The following is a 15450-nucleotide window of genomic DNA, read 5'->3' as shown; positions in this document are numbered from 1 at the left end:
AGGGCATTCCCTCCGGGCTCGCGACGAGGAGCTTCGGCCGGCCGCCTGCGCAGCGATGTCGTCTAGCCGTACATCCGGCGCATCGCGAAGTCGACCATCTGCTCGACCGCCTTCGCGTCGAACACCATCCGGTGCTCGCCCTCCATGTCCAGGACGAAGCCGTAGCCGGTGGGCAGCAGGTCGATCACCTCGGCGCCGGTGATCACGAAGTACTTGGACTCCTTGCCCGCATACCGTCGCAGCTCCTTGAGCGAGGTGAACATCGGGATCACCGGCTGCTGGGTGTTGTGCAGGGCGAGGAAGCCGGGGGTGTCGCCGCGCGGGCAGTACACCTTCGACGTCGCGAAGATCTGCTGGAAGTCCTCGGCGGACATCTGCCCGGTGGTGAAGGCGCGCACCGCGTCCGCGAGGGAGGGCGGGGACGGCTCGGGATACAGCGGCGGCTGCTGCCCGTAGCCGCCGGACATCGGCTGCTGGGGTGCGGCGTACTGCTGCTGAGCACCGACGTTCTGGTCGTAGCCGTACATGGGCGCAAGCGTACCGACCGGGAGCGGCGCCGTGGCGCCCGGGAAAATTATGTAGCGACCGCTAGCCAATCTTCCTACAGTTTCTCTATCGATCGCTACAGATACTGCCCCCGGAGGCCTCATGCACCACAGCACTTCCCGCCCCGCCCTGCTCCTCGCGCACGGCGCCGGCGGGTCCCTGGAGCGCAACTACGGCCCGGTGATGGACCGGTTGACCGCGCGGTACACGGTGATCGGCGCCGACTATCCGGGCGCGGGCGGCACCCCGCGCGCCCTACGGCCGCTCGAACTGGACGGGCTGGCCGACCAGTTGGTGGCCGTCGCCGACGCGAAGGGCGTCGAGCGGTTCACCGTGTCCGGCTTCTCGCTGGGCGGGCCGGTGGCGATACGGCTGGCCGCCTGGTATCCGGAGCGGGTGACGGGGCTCGTGCTGACCGCTCCCTTCGCCCGCGCCGACGCGCAGGTACGGCTCACCGCGCGCGTGTGGCGGGCGCTCGCCGAGTCGGGGGATCCGGACACGCTCGGCCGGTTCCTGTGCGCCCACGCCCTGAGCCCGGCCGCACTGGAGGCGATGGATCCGCAGGAGCTGGAGAGCGCGGCGAAGGAGACGGGCGCGGGAGTCCCGGAGGGCACGCCGGAGCACGTGGAGCTGGTGGAGCGGCTGGACGTGACCGCGGACCTGGCCCGGATCACCGTCCCCACACTGGTCGTCTCGCCGGTCGACGACCACCTGATCCCGCCCCGGCTGCACGGGGCGGTGGCGGCGGGCATCCCGGGGGCCCGGCTGGAGGAGATACCGGGCGGTCACCTGCCTTTCGCCGAGCACCCGGACCGGTGGGCGGCGCTGCTCACGGCCCCGTTCCCGGGCGGCGAGGAGTAGACCCTTCTCACACTTGCACCGGCAGGGGTTGCTTCTTATTACCGGCGGGTAGCATCATCGGAGCTACTTGTTGGTACGTGAACTAGGTGCGAGGAGTCAGTGCCTCGCCGATCTCTCTACGGAGCCGTCGCCATGGGGCACTACAAGTCGAATCTCCGCGACATCGAGTTCAACCTCTTCGAAGTACTGGGGCGCGACAAGGTGTACGGCACCGGCCCGTTCGAGGAGATGGACGTCGACACCGCCAAGAGCATCCTGGAGGAGATGACCCGCCTCTCGGAGAACGAGCTGGCCGAGTCCTTCGCCGACGCCGACCGCAACCCGCCGGTCTTCGACCCGGAGACCAACACCGCACCGGTCCCGGCGTCCTTCAAGAAGAGCTACCAGGCCTTCATGGACTCCGAGTACTGGCGGCTCGGCCTGCCCGAGGAGATCGGCGGCACCACCTCGCCGCGCTCCCTGATCTGGGCCTACGCCGAGCTGATCCTGGGCGCGAACCCGGCCGTGTGGATGTACTCCTCGGGCCCGGCGTTCGCCGGCATCCTCTTCGAGGAGGGCAACGAGGTCCAGAAGCACATCGCCAAGATCGCGGTCGAGAAGCAGTGGGGCTCCACGATGGTGCTCACCGAGCCCGACGCGGGCTCCGACGTGGGCGCCGGCCGTACCAAGGCGATCCAGCAGGAGGACGGCTCCTGGCACATCGAGGGCGTGAAGCGCTTCATCACCTCCGGTGAGCACGACATGTCCGAGAACATCCTCCACTACGTGCTCGCGCGGCCGGAAGGTGCCGGTCCGGGCACCAAGGGCCTCTCCCTCTTCCTCGTCCCGAAGTACAACTTCGACTTCGAGACCGGCGAGCTGGGCGAGCGCAACGGCGTCTACGCCACCAACGTCGAGCACAAGATGGGCCTGAAGGCCTCCAACACCTGCGAGATGACCTTCGGCGACCAGCACCCCGCCAAGGGCTGGCTCATCGGTGACAAGCACGAGGGCATCCGCCAGATGTTCCGCATCATCGAGTTCGCCCGCATGATGGTCGGCACGAAGGCGATCTCCACGCTGTCCACCGGCTACCTGAACGCTCTGGAGTACGCCAAGGAGCGCGTCCAGGGCCCCGACCTGGCGCAGTTCATGGACAAGACCGCGCCCAAGGTCACCATCACCCACCACCCCGACGTGCGCCGTTCGCTGATGACGCAGAAGGCGTACGCGGAGGGCATGCGCGCCCTGGTGATGTACACCGCCTCGATCCAGGACGCGATCCAGATCAAGGAGGCGGCCGGCGAGGACGCCTCCGCCGAGCACGCGCTGAACGACCTGCTGCTGCCCATCGTCAAGGGCTACGGCTCCGAGAAGGGCTACGAGCAGCTCGCCCAGTCGCTGCAGACCTTCGGCGGCTCCGGCTTCCTGCAGGAGTACCCGATCGAGCAGTACATCCGGGACTCCAAGATCGACACCCTGTACGAGGGCACCACCGCGATCCAGGGCCAGGACTTCTTCTTCCGGAAGATCGTCCGCAACCAGGGCGCCGCGCTGAACTCCCTCGCCGAGGACATCAAGAAGTTCCTGGCGCTCGGCACCGGCGGCGAGGACCTGGCCGGCGCCCGTGAGCACCTGGCCAAGGCGGCCGTGGAGCTGGAGGCGATCGTCGGCCTGATGCTGACCGACCTCGCCGCCACCGAGCAGGACACCAAGAACATCTACAAGGTGGGCCTGAACACCACCCGCCTGCTCATGGCCTCCGGTGACGTCGTCGTCGGCTACCTGCTGCTGAAGGGCGCCGCGATCGCCGCCGAGAAGCTGACCACGGCCTCCGCCAAGGACCAGGCGTTCTACACCGGCAAGATCGCCGCGGCGAAGTTCTTCGCGGCGAACGTCCTGCCGGGCGTCACGCTGGCCCGCAAGGTCGCCTCGGGTGTCGAGCTGGACCTGATGGAGCTGGACGAGGCCGCGTTCTAGAAGCTCCTCGTAGATTCCCTGTGCGGGCCCGCTCCCTTTCCGGGAGCGGGCCCGTGCACGTCGTTAAGGTGAACCCATGAGCGCACCAGCCCGCTTCGACCGCGGCCACACCGACGACCTGATGTCCTTCCTGGCGGCGAGCCCTTCGCCGTACCACGCCGTGGCGAACACCGCCGAACGGCTGGAGAAGGCGGGCTTCAGGCAGGTCGCGGAGACGGACGCCTGGGACGGGTCGAGCGGCGGCAAGTACGTGCTGCGCGGCGGCGCGGTCGTCGCCTGGTACGTCCCCGAGGGCGCCGAGGCGCACTCGCCGTTCCACATCGTCGGGGCGCACACCGACTCCCCGAACCTCAGGATCAAGCCGCGCCCGGACAGCGGGGCGCACGGCTGGCGTCAGGTCGCCGTCGAGATCTACGGCGGACCGCTGATGAACTCCTGGCTGGACCGCGACCTGGGCCTGGCGGGCCGGCTCAGCCTGCGCGACGGCTCCACGGTCCTGGTCAACGTGGACCGTCCGCTGCTGCGCGTGCCGCAACTCGCCATCCACCTGGACCGTTCGGTCAGCACCGAGGGCCTCAAGCTCGACAAGCAGCGCCATCTGCAGCCGATCTGGGGTCTGGGCGACGATGTGCGCGACGGTGATCTGATCGCCTTCCTGGAGCAGGAGGCGGGGCTCGCGGCCGGCTCGGTCACCGGCTGGGACCTGATGACGCACCCGGTGGAGGCCCCGGCCTACCTCGGCCGGGACCGGGAGCTGGTCGCCGGTCCGCGCATGGACAACCTGCTGTCGCTGCACGCGGGCACGGCGGCGCTGGCCGCCGTAGCGACCTCCGGCGCCCCGCTCACCCGTATCCCCGTGCTGGCCGCCTTCGACCACGAGGAGAACGGCTCCCAGTCGGACACCGGCGCGGACGGCCCGCTGCTCGGATCCGTCCTGGAGCGTTCGGTGTTCGCGCGCGGCGGCTCGTACGAGGACCGGGCCCGCGCCTTCGCCGGCACGGTGTGCCTGTCCTCCGACACGGGCCACGCCGTCCACCCCAACTACGCGGAACGGCACGACCCGACGCACCACCCGAGGGTCAACGGCGGCCCGATCCTCAAGGTCAACGTCAACAACCGCTACGCCACGGACGGTTCGGGCCGTGCGGTCTTCGCCGCCGCGTGCGAGAAGGCGAACGTGCCGTTCCAGAGCTTCGTCTCCAACAACTCCATGCCGTGCGGCACGACGATCGGCCCCATCACCGCGGCCCGCCACGGCATCCGCACGGTCGACATCGGCGTGGCGATCCTCTCGATGCACAGCGTGCGTGAACTGTGCGGCGCGGACGACCCGTTCCTGCTCGCGAACGCCCTCGTGGCCTTCCTGGAGGGCTAGCCGGGACGGCCCCGGGTACCCGGACGGCACCGGAGATTCCGGAACCGAAAGGGGAGGCGACTTCTCATGGGGCTCGGAGGATGCATCATCCTCATCGCCGTGGGGGCCATCCTCACGTTCGCGACCGACTGGCACATGCACGGCGTCAACCTCACGGTCGTGGGCCTGATCCTGATGGCCGTGGGGCTGATCGGCGTGGCGACCTTCAGCGGAATCGCTCGGCGCCGCCGGGTCGTGATGCCGCCGACGCCGGTGGTGGAGGAGGAACCCCGCCGTCACCACCACGTCGACGGCTACAGCGACGGCTACGGCGTCTGACGCGGGCGCCTGATCACAGGGCCGCGCCTGTCTCCTGCTCGTCCATCCCCGCCAGGACGAGGGGCAGGCGGTCCGCCCCGCCCTCGGTGAGGCGGACCGGGACGCCCCAGTCCTGCTGGTGGACATGACAGGCGGGATACTCGTTCGAAGGATCGTCGTCGCAGCTCGCGGCCATCGCCGAGACGTGCAGGACACCCTCTGTGACGGACGGGTTCAGCTCCAGCTCACGGGACAGGTCCGTGTCCGCGCCCTCCCCCTTGAGCAGCAGCCCGGGCGGGGTCGAGGAGACCAGCAGCCGGGTGGAGGGGCCGTACCGGGTGTCCAGCTTCTGCCCTGGCGGCGCCTGGAAGATGACGTCCAACCGGAGGGTGCCCGGCGCGACTTCGGTGGCCGCGCGCTGGGTGCGGTGGGCGACCGACTCCACCCGTACCGCCTCCTCGGGCAGCCGCAGCCGGGTCAGGCGGTGCCGGGCCGACTCCACGACCACGATGTCCTCGCCGGCGAGCACGGCGTCGCTGGGCTCGCGCAGGTCCGTGGCCAGCGTCGTGACCTCGCCGGTGGCCGGGTCGTAGCGGCGCAGGGCGTGGTTGTAGGTGTCGGCGATCGCCACCGAGCCGTCCGGCAGGGCGGTGACGCCCAGCGGGTGCTGGAGCAGCGCCTGTCCCGCGGTGCCGTCGCGGTGGCCGAAGTCTTCGCCTCGTGCTCGGCCTCCAACTCCTCGACCAGCCGCTCGATGGCGTGCGCGTGCCCCTCGCCCGCGTGCTGGGCGACCACGTACCCCTCCGGGTCGATCACGACCAGCGTCGGCCAGGCGCGGACCGCGTACTGCTTCCAGGTGGCCAGCTCCGGGTCGTCCAGCACCGGGTGCGCCACGCCGTACCGCTCCACCGCGTCGACGACCGCCTGGTGCTCGGCCTCGTGCACGAACTTCGGGGAGTGCACACCGATGACCACCACCGTGTCCCGGTGCTTCTCCTCCAGCTCGCGCAGCTCGTCCAGGACATGCAGGCAGTTGATGCAGCAGAAGGTCCAGAAGTCCAGGACGACGATGCGTCCGCGCAGGTCGGCGAGGGTGTACTGCTTGTCTCCCGTGTTCAGCCAGCCGCCCTTGCCCGTCAGCTCGGGGGCGCGGACGCGGGCGCGTCGGGGTGCGGAGTCGGTCATGGGTCCAAGACTGCCACCCGACTCCGACAGCCGATTCGGCACCTGTGGAAAACTCGCTCTCAGTCCTTGCCGTCGTCGCCGGGCAGGGCGTGGCCGGTGGTCGCGTCGACGTGGTCCGGCACCTCCTCGTGCCGGTCGCCGACCGTCAGGGTGCCGCTGGGCTCCAGGACGAGGATCGAGGTGGGCACGCGCGCGTACGGCTTGTGCTCGGTGCCGCGCGGGACGGTGAAGACCGAGCCCGTGGGCAGGACGACGGTGCGCTCTCCGGCCGGTTCGCGCAGGCCGATGTGCAGTTCGCCGTCGAGGACCAGGAAGAACTCGTCGGTGTGGTCGTGGACGTGCCAGAGGTGTTCGCCCTCCACCTTCGCCACGCGCACGTCGTAGTCGTTGACGGTGGTGACGATGCGGGGGCTCCACTGCTCGGTGAAGGAGGCGAGGGCCTGGTCGAGGGAGATCGGTTCCATGGGTTCATCGTGCGGGTGGCCCTGGCCGTCGCACGAGTGCTAGGAATCGCATATGCCGCAAGGATCCTCTCACCGCGTCGTGCTGGTGGTCGACGAGAACTCCAACCCGTTCGAGATGAGCTGCGCCATCGAGATCTTCGGGCTGCGGCGGCCCGAACTGGGGCGGGATCTGTACGACTTCCGGCTGTGCGCCGCCGAGCCCGAGACCCGGATGCGGGACGGTTTCTTCACGCTCACCGGGGTCGCCGGGCTGGAGGCCGCCGAGGACGCCGACACGCTGATCGTGCCGAACCGGCCCGACACCGAGGTCCCGCGCACGGAGCGCGTCCTCGACGTCGTGCGCCGGGCACACGCGCGTGGCGCCCGGCTCGTCGGCTTCTGCTCGGGCGCCTTCACCCTCGCGGAGGCGGGGCTGCTGGACGGGCGCCGGGCGGCCTGCCACTGGATGTGGGCCGAGGCCTTCCGCAGCCGCTTCCCCCGGGCGCGCCTGGAGCCGGACGTGCTCTTCGTGGACGACGGCGACATCCTGACCGCCTCCGGCAGCGCCTCGGCGCTCGACCTGGGCCTGCACCTCGTACGCCGCGACCACGGCGCGGAGATCGCCAACCATGTCTCCCGGCGCCTCGTCTTCGCCGCCCACCGGGACGGCGGCCAGCGGCAGTTCGTGGAGCGACCGGTGCCCGACGTGCCCGACGCGTCGCTCGGCCCGCTGCTGGCCTGGGCGCAGGAACGGCTGGGCGAGCCGCTGACGGTGGCGGACCTCGCCGCCCGCGCGGCCGTCAGCCCCGCCACGCTGCACCGCCGCTTCCGTACCCAGCTGGGCACGACCCCGCTGGCCTGGCTCACCGCGGAGCGGGTGGCGCTGGCCTGCCGGCTGATCGAGCGGGGCGAGGAGCGCCTGGACGTCGTCGCGGCCCGCAGCGGCCTGGGGACGGCAGCCAATCTGCGGGCCCGGCTGCGCCGGGAGACGGGGCTGAGCCCATCGGGCTACCGCAGGCGTTTCGGGCCGGCGGGACCGTGAGGATCGACGTGCGGCGGGGAACGGTCACCGCATGAGACTCCTCGTACGCGACCGGCTCCTCGGCATCGGTGACGACTACTGGATCGAGGACGAGCACGGCCGGAAGGTGTTCCTCGTCGACGGCAAGGCCATGCGGCTGCGGGACACCTTCGAGCTGAAGGACGCCCAGGGGCGCGTCCTGGTCGACATCCACCAGAAGATGTTCGCGCTGCGCGACACCATGGTGATCGAGCGGGACGGCGAGGGCCTGGCCACGATCAGGCGCAAACGGCTCTCCCTGCTGCGCAACCACTACCGGGTGTCCCTGGCCGACGGCACGGAGCTGGACGTCAGTGGCAAGATCCTCGACCACGAGTTCGCCATCGAGTACGACGGCGAACTCCTCGCCGTGATCTCCCGCCGCTTCCTGTCGCTCAGGGACACCTACGGCGTCGACATCGTCCGCGACGACGCGGACCCGGCCCTGCTGATCGCGGTGGCGGTGTGCGTGATCCACCTGGCGCAGAAGGAGCGGGAGGAGCACTGACCCTCAGCGACGCGGGGGGTCGAGGCCCAGGACCCGGTCCTTCAGAGCCGGGAACTGCTCGCGCGTCGTCGCCACCTTCGCCGGGTCGAGGTCGACGGTGAGGACCTCCTCGTCCGGGCCCGCCTCGGCCAGCACCTCGCCCCATGGATCCACCACGATCGAGTGACCCGCCTGGGGAACTCCCGCATGGGTACCGGCCGTTCCACAGGCGAGCACGAACGCCTGGTTCTCCACCGCCCGCGCCTGAGCCAGCAGCGTCCAGTGCGCACGCCGCCGCTCGGGCCAGCCCGCCGGGATGACCAGGGTCTCGGCGCCGGCGTCGACGAGTGAGCGGAAGAGTTCGGGGAAACGGAGGTCGTAGCAGGTGGCCACGCCGAGCGTGGTCCCGGGCAGCCGGACCGTCACCAGGGCCCGCCCGGCACCCATCAGCACGGCCTCGCCCTTGTCGAAGCCGAAGCGATGGATCTTGCGGTAGGCGGCGGCAAGCTCACCGGAGGGGGAGAAGACGAGAGAGGTGTTGTAGAGGGGGCCGTCCGGGTCCCGCTCCGGAATCGACCCCGCGTGCAGCCACACGCCCGCGTCGCTCGCCGCCTTGGCCATGACCTCGTACGTCGGCCCTTCGAGCGGCTCGGCCGCACGGCCGAACTCCTCGTAGGCGAAGGCACCGGTGGTCCACAGCTCGGGCAGGACCACGAGGTCGGCCCCGGCCTGCTCCCGCACCAGCGCGGCCACCCGCTGCCGCCGGGAGTCGACCGATTCGTCCTCGTTCACGGCGATCTGGATCAGCGAGGCGCGCACACTACCACCGTCCTGGCATTCGAGTCGTCCACACAGGCCTACGATCGTCACACGAAAGCACTGCCGGGGTGCCTGCAGGCAGCGTAACTTAGCCTCCCAGACGCCCGCCGAAGTGCAGCCGCCGCCCGCTGGCAACGCCGCCACAACCTGCCCGTGTACCGACCGCCGAGGGGTCCCGTTCCGTGAGTCTGCATCCCACCCTCCAGCCCTACGCCGACGCCTGGACCCACTCCATCGACGCGATATCGGAGATGGTCCAGTCGCTCGCGGAAGGCGAGTGGAACCGGCGGACCCCGTGCCCGGGCTGGTCGGTGCGGGACATCGTGTCCCATGTGATCGGCCTGGACTGCGAGATGCTCGGCGACCCGCGCCCGATCCACTCGCTCCCCCGTGACCTCTTCCACGTCACCACCGAGCACCAGCGGTACATGGAGATGCAGGTCGACGTCCGCCGCCACCACACGGCGCCGGAGATGACGGCCGAGCTGGAGTACACGGTCATCCGCCGCAACCGCCAGCTGCGCAACGAGAACCGCGACCCCGGCACCACGGTACGCGGCCCGCTGGGCTCGCAGATCACCCTGGAACAGGCCTACCGCACCCGCGCGTTCGACCTGTGGGTGCACGAGCAGGACCTGCGCACGGCGCTCGGCCGGCCGGGCAACCTGGACTCGCCGGGTGCTTACGTGGTGCGGGACGTCCTGCTGGAGGCGCTGCCCCGGGTCGTCGCGAAGGACGCGGCCGCGCCGCGCAGCTCGGCGATCGTGTTCGACGTGCACGGCCCGGTGGAGTTCCTGCGCACGATACGCGTCGACATCCAGGGCCGCGGCACCCTGGAAACCGCCCCGGCCCTCGGCCCCGCCGCCACCCTCACCCTCGACTGGGAGACCTACGTCCGCCTCGCCTGCGGCCGCGTCACCCCGGAGGCGGCGGCGGACCGCGTGAAGACGGAGGGCGACCAGGACGTGGCGGCGGCAATCCTGCGCAACTTCGCGGTGACGCCGTAGCAGGCGACCCCACCCGGCACCGGCACCGGGCACCTATGCGGGGACGTGGACCGTCTCCACCCGGCTGGCGACCAACCGCTCCCGCTCCCGCCGGGCAGCCCGCCCCCGCAGCCGCAGGATCTGGGACACCCCGAGCGCCTGCAGCACGAAGACGGCACTGAACGCCACGGCGTAGTCGTCCCCGGTGGCGTCCAACAGCACCCCGACCGCGAACAGCGTCGTCATCGAGGCGACGAATCCCCCCATGTTGGTGATGCCGGACGCCGTGCCCTGTCGCTCGGGCGGGTTGGCGGGCCGCGCGAAGTCGAACCCGATCATCGAGGCCGGCCCGCAGGCACCCAGCACCGCGCACAGCACGACCAGCAGCCACATGGGCGCGTGCTCACCGGGATACAGCAGCGTCGCCGCCCACAGCAGCGCGGTCGTCCCGACCGTGCCCAGCGCCAGCGGCAGCCGCGCCGAGTGGTGCCGGGCGACGATCTGGCCGTAGACGAGCCCGATCGCCATGTTGGACAGCACGACCAGGGTGAGCAGCTCACCGGCCGTGGCGCGGCTGAGCCCCTGTGCCTGGACCAGGAACGGCAGGCCCCACAGCAGCAGGAACACCATCGCCGGGAACTGGGTGGTGAAGTGCACCCACAGCCCGAGGCGTGTGCCGGGCTCACGCCAGGCCGCGGCGATCTGCCGGCGGACGTAGGCCGCGCCCTGGTGCGGCGACGGCTCGGGCTCGTGTCCGTCGGGGTGGTCCTTCAGGAACAGCAGGGTCAGGACGAGGACGACGACCCCCGCGAACGCGCTGCCGGCGAACGCCGGGGTCCAGCCGATGCCGTGCAGCAGCCGGGCGAGGGCCAGCGTGGAGACCAGGTTGCCCGCCATGCCGACCAGCCCGGCGAGCTGCGCGACCAGCGGCCCGCGCCGGGCCGGGAACCAGCGGCTGCCGAGCCGCAGCACGCTGATGAAGGTCATCGCGTCACCGCAGCCCAGCAGGGCGCGGGAGGCGAGGGCGGTGCCGTAGGAGGGCGAGAAGGCGAAGCCCAGCTGCCCGGCGGTGAAGAGGATCGCCCCGATGCTCAGCACCTTCTTGGTGCCGAGCCGGTCGACCAGCAGGCCGACGGGTATCTGCATGCCCGCGTAGACCAGCAGCTGGAGGATGGAGAACGTCGACAGGGCGGAGGCGTTCACATGGAAGCGGTCGGCCGCGTCGAGACCGGCCACGCCCAGCGACGTACGGAAGATGACGGCGACGAAGTAGACCGCCACGCCTATGGACCACACGGTGACGGCGCGCCGGCCGCCTGGCGGATCACCCGGAAGAGTGACGTTCCTCGACGGACTGCTCATCGCACCTCACCCCGGGCGAGGTGCGAGAACCAGCTCACATGCCGGTGCACGACGTCGACGGCCGCCTCCGCGTCCCCGGTGCGCAGCGCGTCCAGGATCTCCTCGTGCTCGGCGAGCGTCTTGGCGATCCGGTCGGGGTGGGAGTGCATGACGGCGACGCCCATCCGCAGCTGCCGGTCGCGCAGTTGGTCGTAGAGCCGGGACAGGATCTCGTTGCCGCCGCTGCGCACGATCTCGGCGTGGAAGGAGCGGTCGGTCACCGCGGCCGCGGCCAGGTCACCGGCGGCGGCCTGTGCCTTCTGCAGCTCCAGCAGCTCGGTCAGCCGCTCCAGCAGGCCGGGCGGGGCGGGTACGGCCTTGCGGGCGGCGTGCTCCTCGACCAGCTGGCGGGTCTCCACCACGTCGGCGATCTCCTGCGCGGAGACGGGCAGCACCAGGGCGCCCTTCTTCGGGTAGAGCCGGATCAGGCCCTCGGCCTCCAGCCGCAGCAGCGCCTCCCGCACGGGTGTGCGCGAGACCCCGACGGCCTCGGCCAGCTCGCCTTCGGTGAGCAGGGTCCCGCCTTCATAGCGACGGTCGAGGACGCCCTGCTTGACGTGGGCGTACACACGGTCGGCGGCGGGCGGGGGCTTGTCGTGCCGGCGTGCGGGCTGCTGTACGGCCGTCTTCATGTCCACAGGATAGATACAACACGTACGCACAGGCAGCGGCGTCCAGTATCCGGACGTGACGAAATCGCCCGCAGCAACGTCACAACTTTCTGTGCTACTTACGTGTCTCACATGTGCGGCCCTTGCTCCCGCCACATCAACAGGGCCGCACTTCAGGGGCATTCACGACAATCGGGGTATTCCACTTTGATTACCGGCATCAAGGGCACACGCAGCACACGTCTCCGCAGAGCCGCCGCTGTCGCCGTCACCTCCGGCGCACTGCTGGCGACCGGTGCCCTCACCGCGGCGCCCGCTCAGGCCGTCACGACGCCCTCGATCGTGGCCAAGGGCGGCTATGTGATGAACAACGCGAACCACTCGACGCTGTTCGACAAGAAGATGGACACGCCGCTGTCCACGGGCTCCACCACCAAGATCATGACCGCCAGGGTCGTGCTCGCACAGTCGAACCTCAACCTCGACAAAGAGGTGAAGATCCAGGAGGCGTACAGCGACTACGTCGTCAAGAACAACGCCTCGCAGGCGCATCTGATCGTCGGCGACAAGGTCACCGTCCGCCAGCTGCTGTACGGCCTGATGCTGCCGTCCGGCTGCGACGCCGCCTACGCGCTCGCCGACACCTACGGTTCGGGCTCGACCCGTGCCGCGCGCGTGAGCAACTTCATCGGCAAGATGAACGCCGCCGCGAAGAGCCTGAACCTCAAGCACACGCACTTCGATTCCTTCGATGGCATCGGCAACGGCGACAACTACTCGTCGCCGCGCGACCTGACGCTGATCGCCAGCAGCGCGATGAAGAACTCCACGTTCCGCACGATCGTCAAGACGAAGGCGTACACCGCCAAGACGATCACCAGGACGGGCAGCACCCGCACCATGCAGACGTGGACCAACACCAACACGCTGCTCTCCAGCTACGGCGGCGCCATCGGCGTGAAGACCGGTTCCGGCCCCGAGGCGGGTGCCTGCCTCGTCTTCGCCGCCACCCGCAACGGCAGGACGGTCATCGGCACGGTCCTGGCCTCCACCTCGTACGCGCAGCGTGCGGCGGACGCCACGAAGCTCCTCAACTACAGCTTCGCCAGGCTGGGCTGACAACCACCAAGCACTGACGGGCCCGTCGCGAAAAGCGGCGGGCCCGTTGCGTTGCCTGTACACGGGATGAAACCGATGGTGCTAGTGTCATTGGCACCATGCTGCTGCGTCTGGACAAGACCGACACCCGCCCCCTGCACGAGCAGGTCGCGGCGGCGATCCGGCGGGCCGTCGCCGAGGGCGAGTGCCGCGCCGGCGACCGCCTGCCCTCGGCCCGCGATCTCTCCACGGCTCTGGACATCAACGTCAACACCGTCCTGCGCGGCCTGCGCGAACTGCGGGACGAAGGCCTGCTGGAGTTCCGCCGGGGCCGCGGGATCACCGTGGCCGAAGGAGCCGCCCGGCGTTCCGGACTGCAGATCAGGGTGCGGGAGCTGATCGCGGAGGCATCCCGGCTCGGCTACAGCCGCACCGACCTCATCCAGATGATCCGGGGGACGACGACATGACGGACGAGGACGATCCCGAAGGCGGCCGGAGCCGCGCCACCCGCTGGGGGCCCGCCGGGTGCACGGCGGCCGTCGCCGCGCTGCTCGCGGGCCTGCCCTGGGCCGCGCACGACCGGCTGCCGGACCGGCTGGCGACCCACTGGAGCGGCGGCGGCGCCACCCCCGACGGCTCGATGCCGCTGTGGGCGGACTCCCTGTTCCCGGCCGGGTTCTGGCTGCTCATCACCCTCGCGCTGAGCGTGCGCCGGCGACGTTCCTGGCCGGCCGCACGCTCCTGGCGGGCGATAGCGCTGGCGCCCACCGCGGCGGCGCTCGTCGGCGCGCAGGCGTCCACCGTCCGCGCGAACCTCGACCGCGCCGACTGGCACGACGCCCGCCAGCCGGCCCTGGACATCGTGCTGATCCTCGCGGTGACAGCGGTCGCCGGCGTGCTGGCCTGGCGATGGAGCACCCGGCGGGGTACCGCGCCGCTCCCCGGCACCCCTGGACTGAACCTGCCGGAGGGCGAGCGGCTGGTGTGGTTCTCCCGCGCGGCCAACCCCTGGCTGCAGCTGCTGTCCGCGCTGACCGGCCTGATCGCCGCCGGCGCCCTGGTGGCCCTGGCCGTCGGCCTGGCGGACCCCACCGCCCTGCGGCTGGTGTGCGGGTGCTGCTGCGTCACCGCGCTCGCCGGCGCCGCGTTCTCCTCGGTCCAGGCGAAGGTGTCGGAAGCGGGCCTGGAGGTGTCGTTCGGCCCGCTCGGCTGGCCCGCCCGCCGCTGGTCCCCGGCCGCCATCGAGTCCGCACGGGCCGAGCACCGGCTGCCGTCCCAGGTCGGCGGCTGGGGCTACCGCCTCAGCGGCCTCGGCACGACGGTGATGCTCCGCGCCGGCGACTGTCTGGTCGTACGCCCCCGGGGCCGCCGTACGGACTTCGCGGTGAGCGTGGACGACGCCGAACGGGGCGCGGCCCTGCTGAACGCGCTGCGGCAGCGGGCCTGAGCCGGGCATGGGTATCCCGAGCCCCCTGGTCATGGAGCCGCCGGGGAGGCGTGCCGCATCAGCGGCGCGGTACCGATGCCGCCGTGCTCGCCAGATGCAGCCGGGTGCCGCGGGCGGTCGGCCACCGGTGCTCGGCAGGCTCGTCGTTCGGCAGCGGGCGTCCGGTGTGCGGTGCCATCCGTGACTCCCCGGCCAAGAAGCCGGAAGCGGAGGCTGAACTGTCCGGTGTAGGCGTCGAACCGGCCCCCGTACTCCGGCTGTATGGCCAGTCCCAGCACGGCCGCGCGATCGCCCGCAGGGCTGCCGGTCGGTCCTCCCGGTACGGCGGTGGGGGAGCTGTGCATCGAGCCCCATACCTGCTGTCGCTCGCCCCGGTTCCTCTTCCCCCCGCCGTGTCGTCAGCGGAACCCGGGAATCCGTCGAAGTTCGCCGATCTTCAGCGCTCTGCCCACCACGGCGTATCCCTTATGTACAGGCCCACGATCTCCGGTGCCGCCCACACGGCGAGCAGGGTCCCGACGGCCAGCACGCTGACGACGAGGGTCACGAGCCGCTGCTCGTACGCCCGTCCGCCATCGGCGTGCGTCGCCCGGGCCCGCACCAGCTGCGGCACCAGCACGGCGTTGAGCGCACCGCCGATCAGCAGGGTGTACAGGCTGGTCGGCACGGTGTTGGCGGCGTTGTACGTGGTAGCCAGCAGCCCCGTCCCGAGCGCGGCCCCCTGCAGCACCGTCCGGACCAGCCCGCTGGCCCGCGACACGACGGTACCGCCGGCCATGAGTACAGAGGCCCGCCCAACGCCCGCCTCAGCCCTGGGCTTCGCGTGCCGGGCTGCGGTCTTCTCCCCCGTTACCATGCCCTAAACCTAAGGC

General features: G+C 70.8%; 15 protein-coding genes and 2 pseudogenes. 10 read left to right on the top strand and 7 right to left on the bottom strand.

Going from position 1 to position 15450, the window contains the following annotated elements:
• Positions 1-62: 62 nt before the first annotated feature.
• Positions 63-527 carry an SseB family protein gene (locus ABZ624_RS10405; protein WP_094218542.1) on the bottom strand — a complete coding sequence of 155 codons (465 nt, stop codon included), beginning with the start codon at positions 525-527 and terminating at the stop codon, positions 63-65.
• A gap of 121 nt (positions 528-648) precedes the next feature.
• On the opposite strand from ABZ624_RS10405, the gene ABZ624_RS10400 reads away from it, so the two are divergent.
• From ABZ624_RS10400 to ABZ624_RS10385, 4 genes are all read left to right on the top strand, one after another.
• On the top strand, positions 649-1407 hold the full coding sequence (locus ABZ624_RS10400; protein ID WP_360084872.1) for an alpha/beta fold hydrolase: 759 nt from the start codon (positions 649-651) through the stop codon (positions 1405-1407).
• A 132-nt stretch (positions 1408-1539) separates the two neighbouring features.
• Positions 1540-3366: an acyl-CoA dehydrogenase gene (locus ABZ624_RS10395; protein ID WP_360084869.1), complete on the top strand. Its 1827-nt coding sequence runs from the start codon at positions 1540-1542 to the stop codon at positions 3364-3366.
• A 76-nt stretch (positions 3367-3442) separates the two neighbouring features.
• The gene (locus ABZ624_RS10390; RefSeq protein ID WP_360084866.1) at positions 3443-4741 is read left to right on the top strand and encodes a M18 family aminopeptidase; all 1299 of its coding nucleotides are present in this window, start codon (positions 3443-3445) and stop codon (positions 4739-4741) included.
• 66 nt (positions 4742-4807) lie between these two features.
• The gene (locus ABZ624_RS10385) at positions 4808-5059 is read left to right on the top strand and encodes a DUF6458 family protein (protein WP_360084863.1); all 252 of its coding nucleotides are present in this window, start codon (positions 4808-4810) and stop codon (positions 5057-5059) included.
• A gap of 13 nt (positions 5060-5072) precedes the next feature.
• Here ABZ624_RS10385 and ABZ624_RS10380 read toward each other — a convergent pair.
• Both ABZ624_RS10380 and ABZ624_RS10375 read right to left on the bottom strand, forming a co-directional pair.
• A pseudogene (locus tag ABZ624_RS10380) lies at positions 5073-6223 on the bottom strand (thioredoxin-like domain-containing protein).
• A 59-nt stretch (positions 6224-6282) separates the two neighbouring features.
• Entirely contained in the window at positions 6283-6687 is a 405-nt protein-coding gene (locus ABZ624_RS10375; RefSeq protein WP_360084860.1) for a cupin domain-containing protein, read from the bottom strand.
• A 52-nt stretch (positions 6688-6739) separates the two neighbouring features.
• On the opposite strand from ABZ624_RS10375, the gene ABZ624_RS10370 reads away from it, so the two are divergent.
• On the top strand, positions 6740-7708 hold the full coding sequence (locus tag ABZ624_RS10370) for a helix-turn-helix domain-containing protein (protein ID WP_360084857.1): 969 nt from the start codon (positions 6740-6742) through the stop codon (positions 7706-7708).
• A gap of 31 nt (positions 7709-7739) precedes the next feature.
• Entirely contained in the window at positions 7740-8234 is a 495-nt protein-coding gene (locus ABZ624_RS10365; RefSeq protein ID WP_360084854.1) for an LURP-one-related family protein, read from the top strand.
• 3 nt (positions 8235-8237) lie between these two features.
• Here the strand turns inward: ABZ624_RS10365 and ABZ624_RS10360 are convergent, their stop codons facing one another.
• Positions 8238-9032, bottom strand: coding sequence for a carbon-nitrogen family hydrolase (locus tag ABZ624_RS10360; protein ID WP_360084851.1), 795 nt, complete (start codon positions 9030-9032; stop codon positions 8238-8240).
• A gap of 182 nt (positions 9033-9214) precedes the next feature.
• Between ABZ624_RS10360 and ABZ624_RS10355 the strand changes: the two genes are divergently transcribed.
• On the top strand, positions 9215-10039 hold the full coding sequence (locus ABZ624_RS10355; protein ID WP_360084848.1) for a maleylpyruvate isomerase family mycothiol-dependent enzyme: 825 nt from the start codon (positions 9215-9217) through the stop codon (positions 10037-10039).
• Positions 10040-10072: 33 nt separating this feature from the next.
• Here ABZ624_RS10355 and ABZ624_RS10350 read toward each other — a convergent pair whose 3' ends face one another.
• Together ABZ624_RS10350 and ABZ624_RS10345 are read right to left on the bottom strand one after the other, a co-directional pair.
• Positions 10073-11380 (bottom strand): MFS transporter, encoded by a 1308-nt coding sequence (locus ABZ624_RS10350; protein ID WP_360084845.1) that lies wholly within the window; start codon positions 11378-11380, stop codon positions 10073-10075.
• Positions 11377-12051 carry a GntR family transcriptional regulator gene (locus tag ABZ624_RS10345; protein WP_360084842.1) on the bottom strand — a complete coding sequence of 225 codons (675 nt, stop codon included), beginning with the start codon at positions 12049-12051 and terminating at the stop codon, positions 11377-11379. Before ABZ624_RS10345 ends, ABZ624_RS10350 begins: the two co-directional genes overlap by 4 nt.
• A 186-nt stretch (positions 12052-12237) precedes the next feature.
• On the opposite strand from ABZ624_RS10345, the gene ABZ624_RS10340 reads away from it, so the two are divergent.
• The 3 genes from ABZ624_RS10340 (at position 12238) to ABZ624_RS10330 (ending at position 14578) form a co-directional block, all read left to right on the top strand.
• Positions 12238-13149, top strand: coding sequence for a D-alanyl-D-alanine carboxypeptidase (locus tag ABZ624_RS10340; RefSeq protein WP_360084839.1), 912 nt, complete (start codon positions 12238-12240; stop codon positions 13147-13149).
• A 98-nt stretch (positions 13150-13247) separates the two neighbouring features.
• Entirely contained in the window at positions 13248-13598 is a 351-nt protein-coding gene (locus ABZ624_RS10335; protein WP_360084836.1) for a GntR family transcriptional regulator, read from the top strand.
• On the top strand, positions 13595-14578 hold the full coding sequence (locus ABZ624_RS10330; RefSeq protein ID WP_360084833.1) for a DUF1648 domain-containing protein: 984 nt from the start codon (positions 13595-13597) through the stop codon (positions 14576-14578). Before ABZ624_RS10335 ends, ABZ624_RS10330 begins: the two co-directional genes overlap by 4 nt.
• 454 nt (positions 14579-15032) lie before the next feature.
• Here ABZ624_RS10330 and ABZ624_RS10325 read toward each other — a convergent pair.
• Positions 15033-15356: pseudogene (locus ABZ624_RS10325) on the bottom strand (lipid II flippase MurJ); the annotation flags it as partial.
• Positions 15357-15450: the final 94 nt, after the last annotated feature.

The sequence above is a fragment of the Streptomyces sp. NPDC007205 genome (assembly GCF_040634095.1).
In the GTDB taxonomy this organism is placed as follows: Bacteria; Actinomycetota; Actinomycetes; order Streptomycetales; family Streptomycetaceae; genus Streptomyces.
This window is presented reverse-complemented; position numbering and strand designations above follow the sequence as displayed.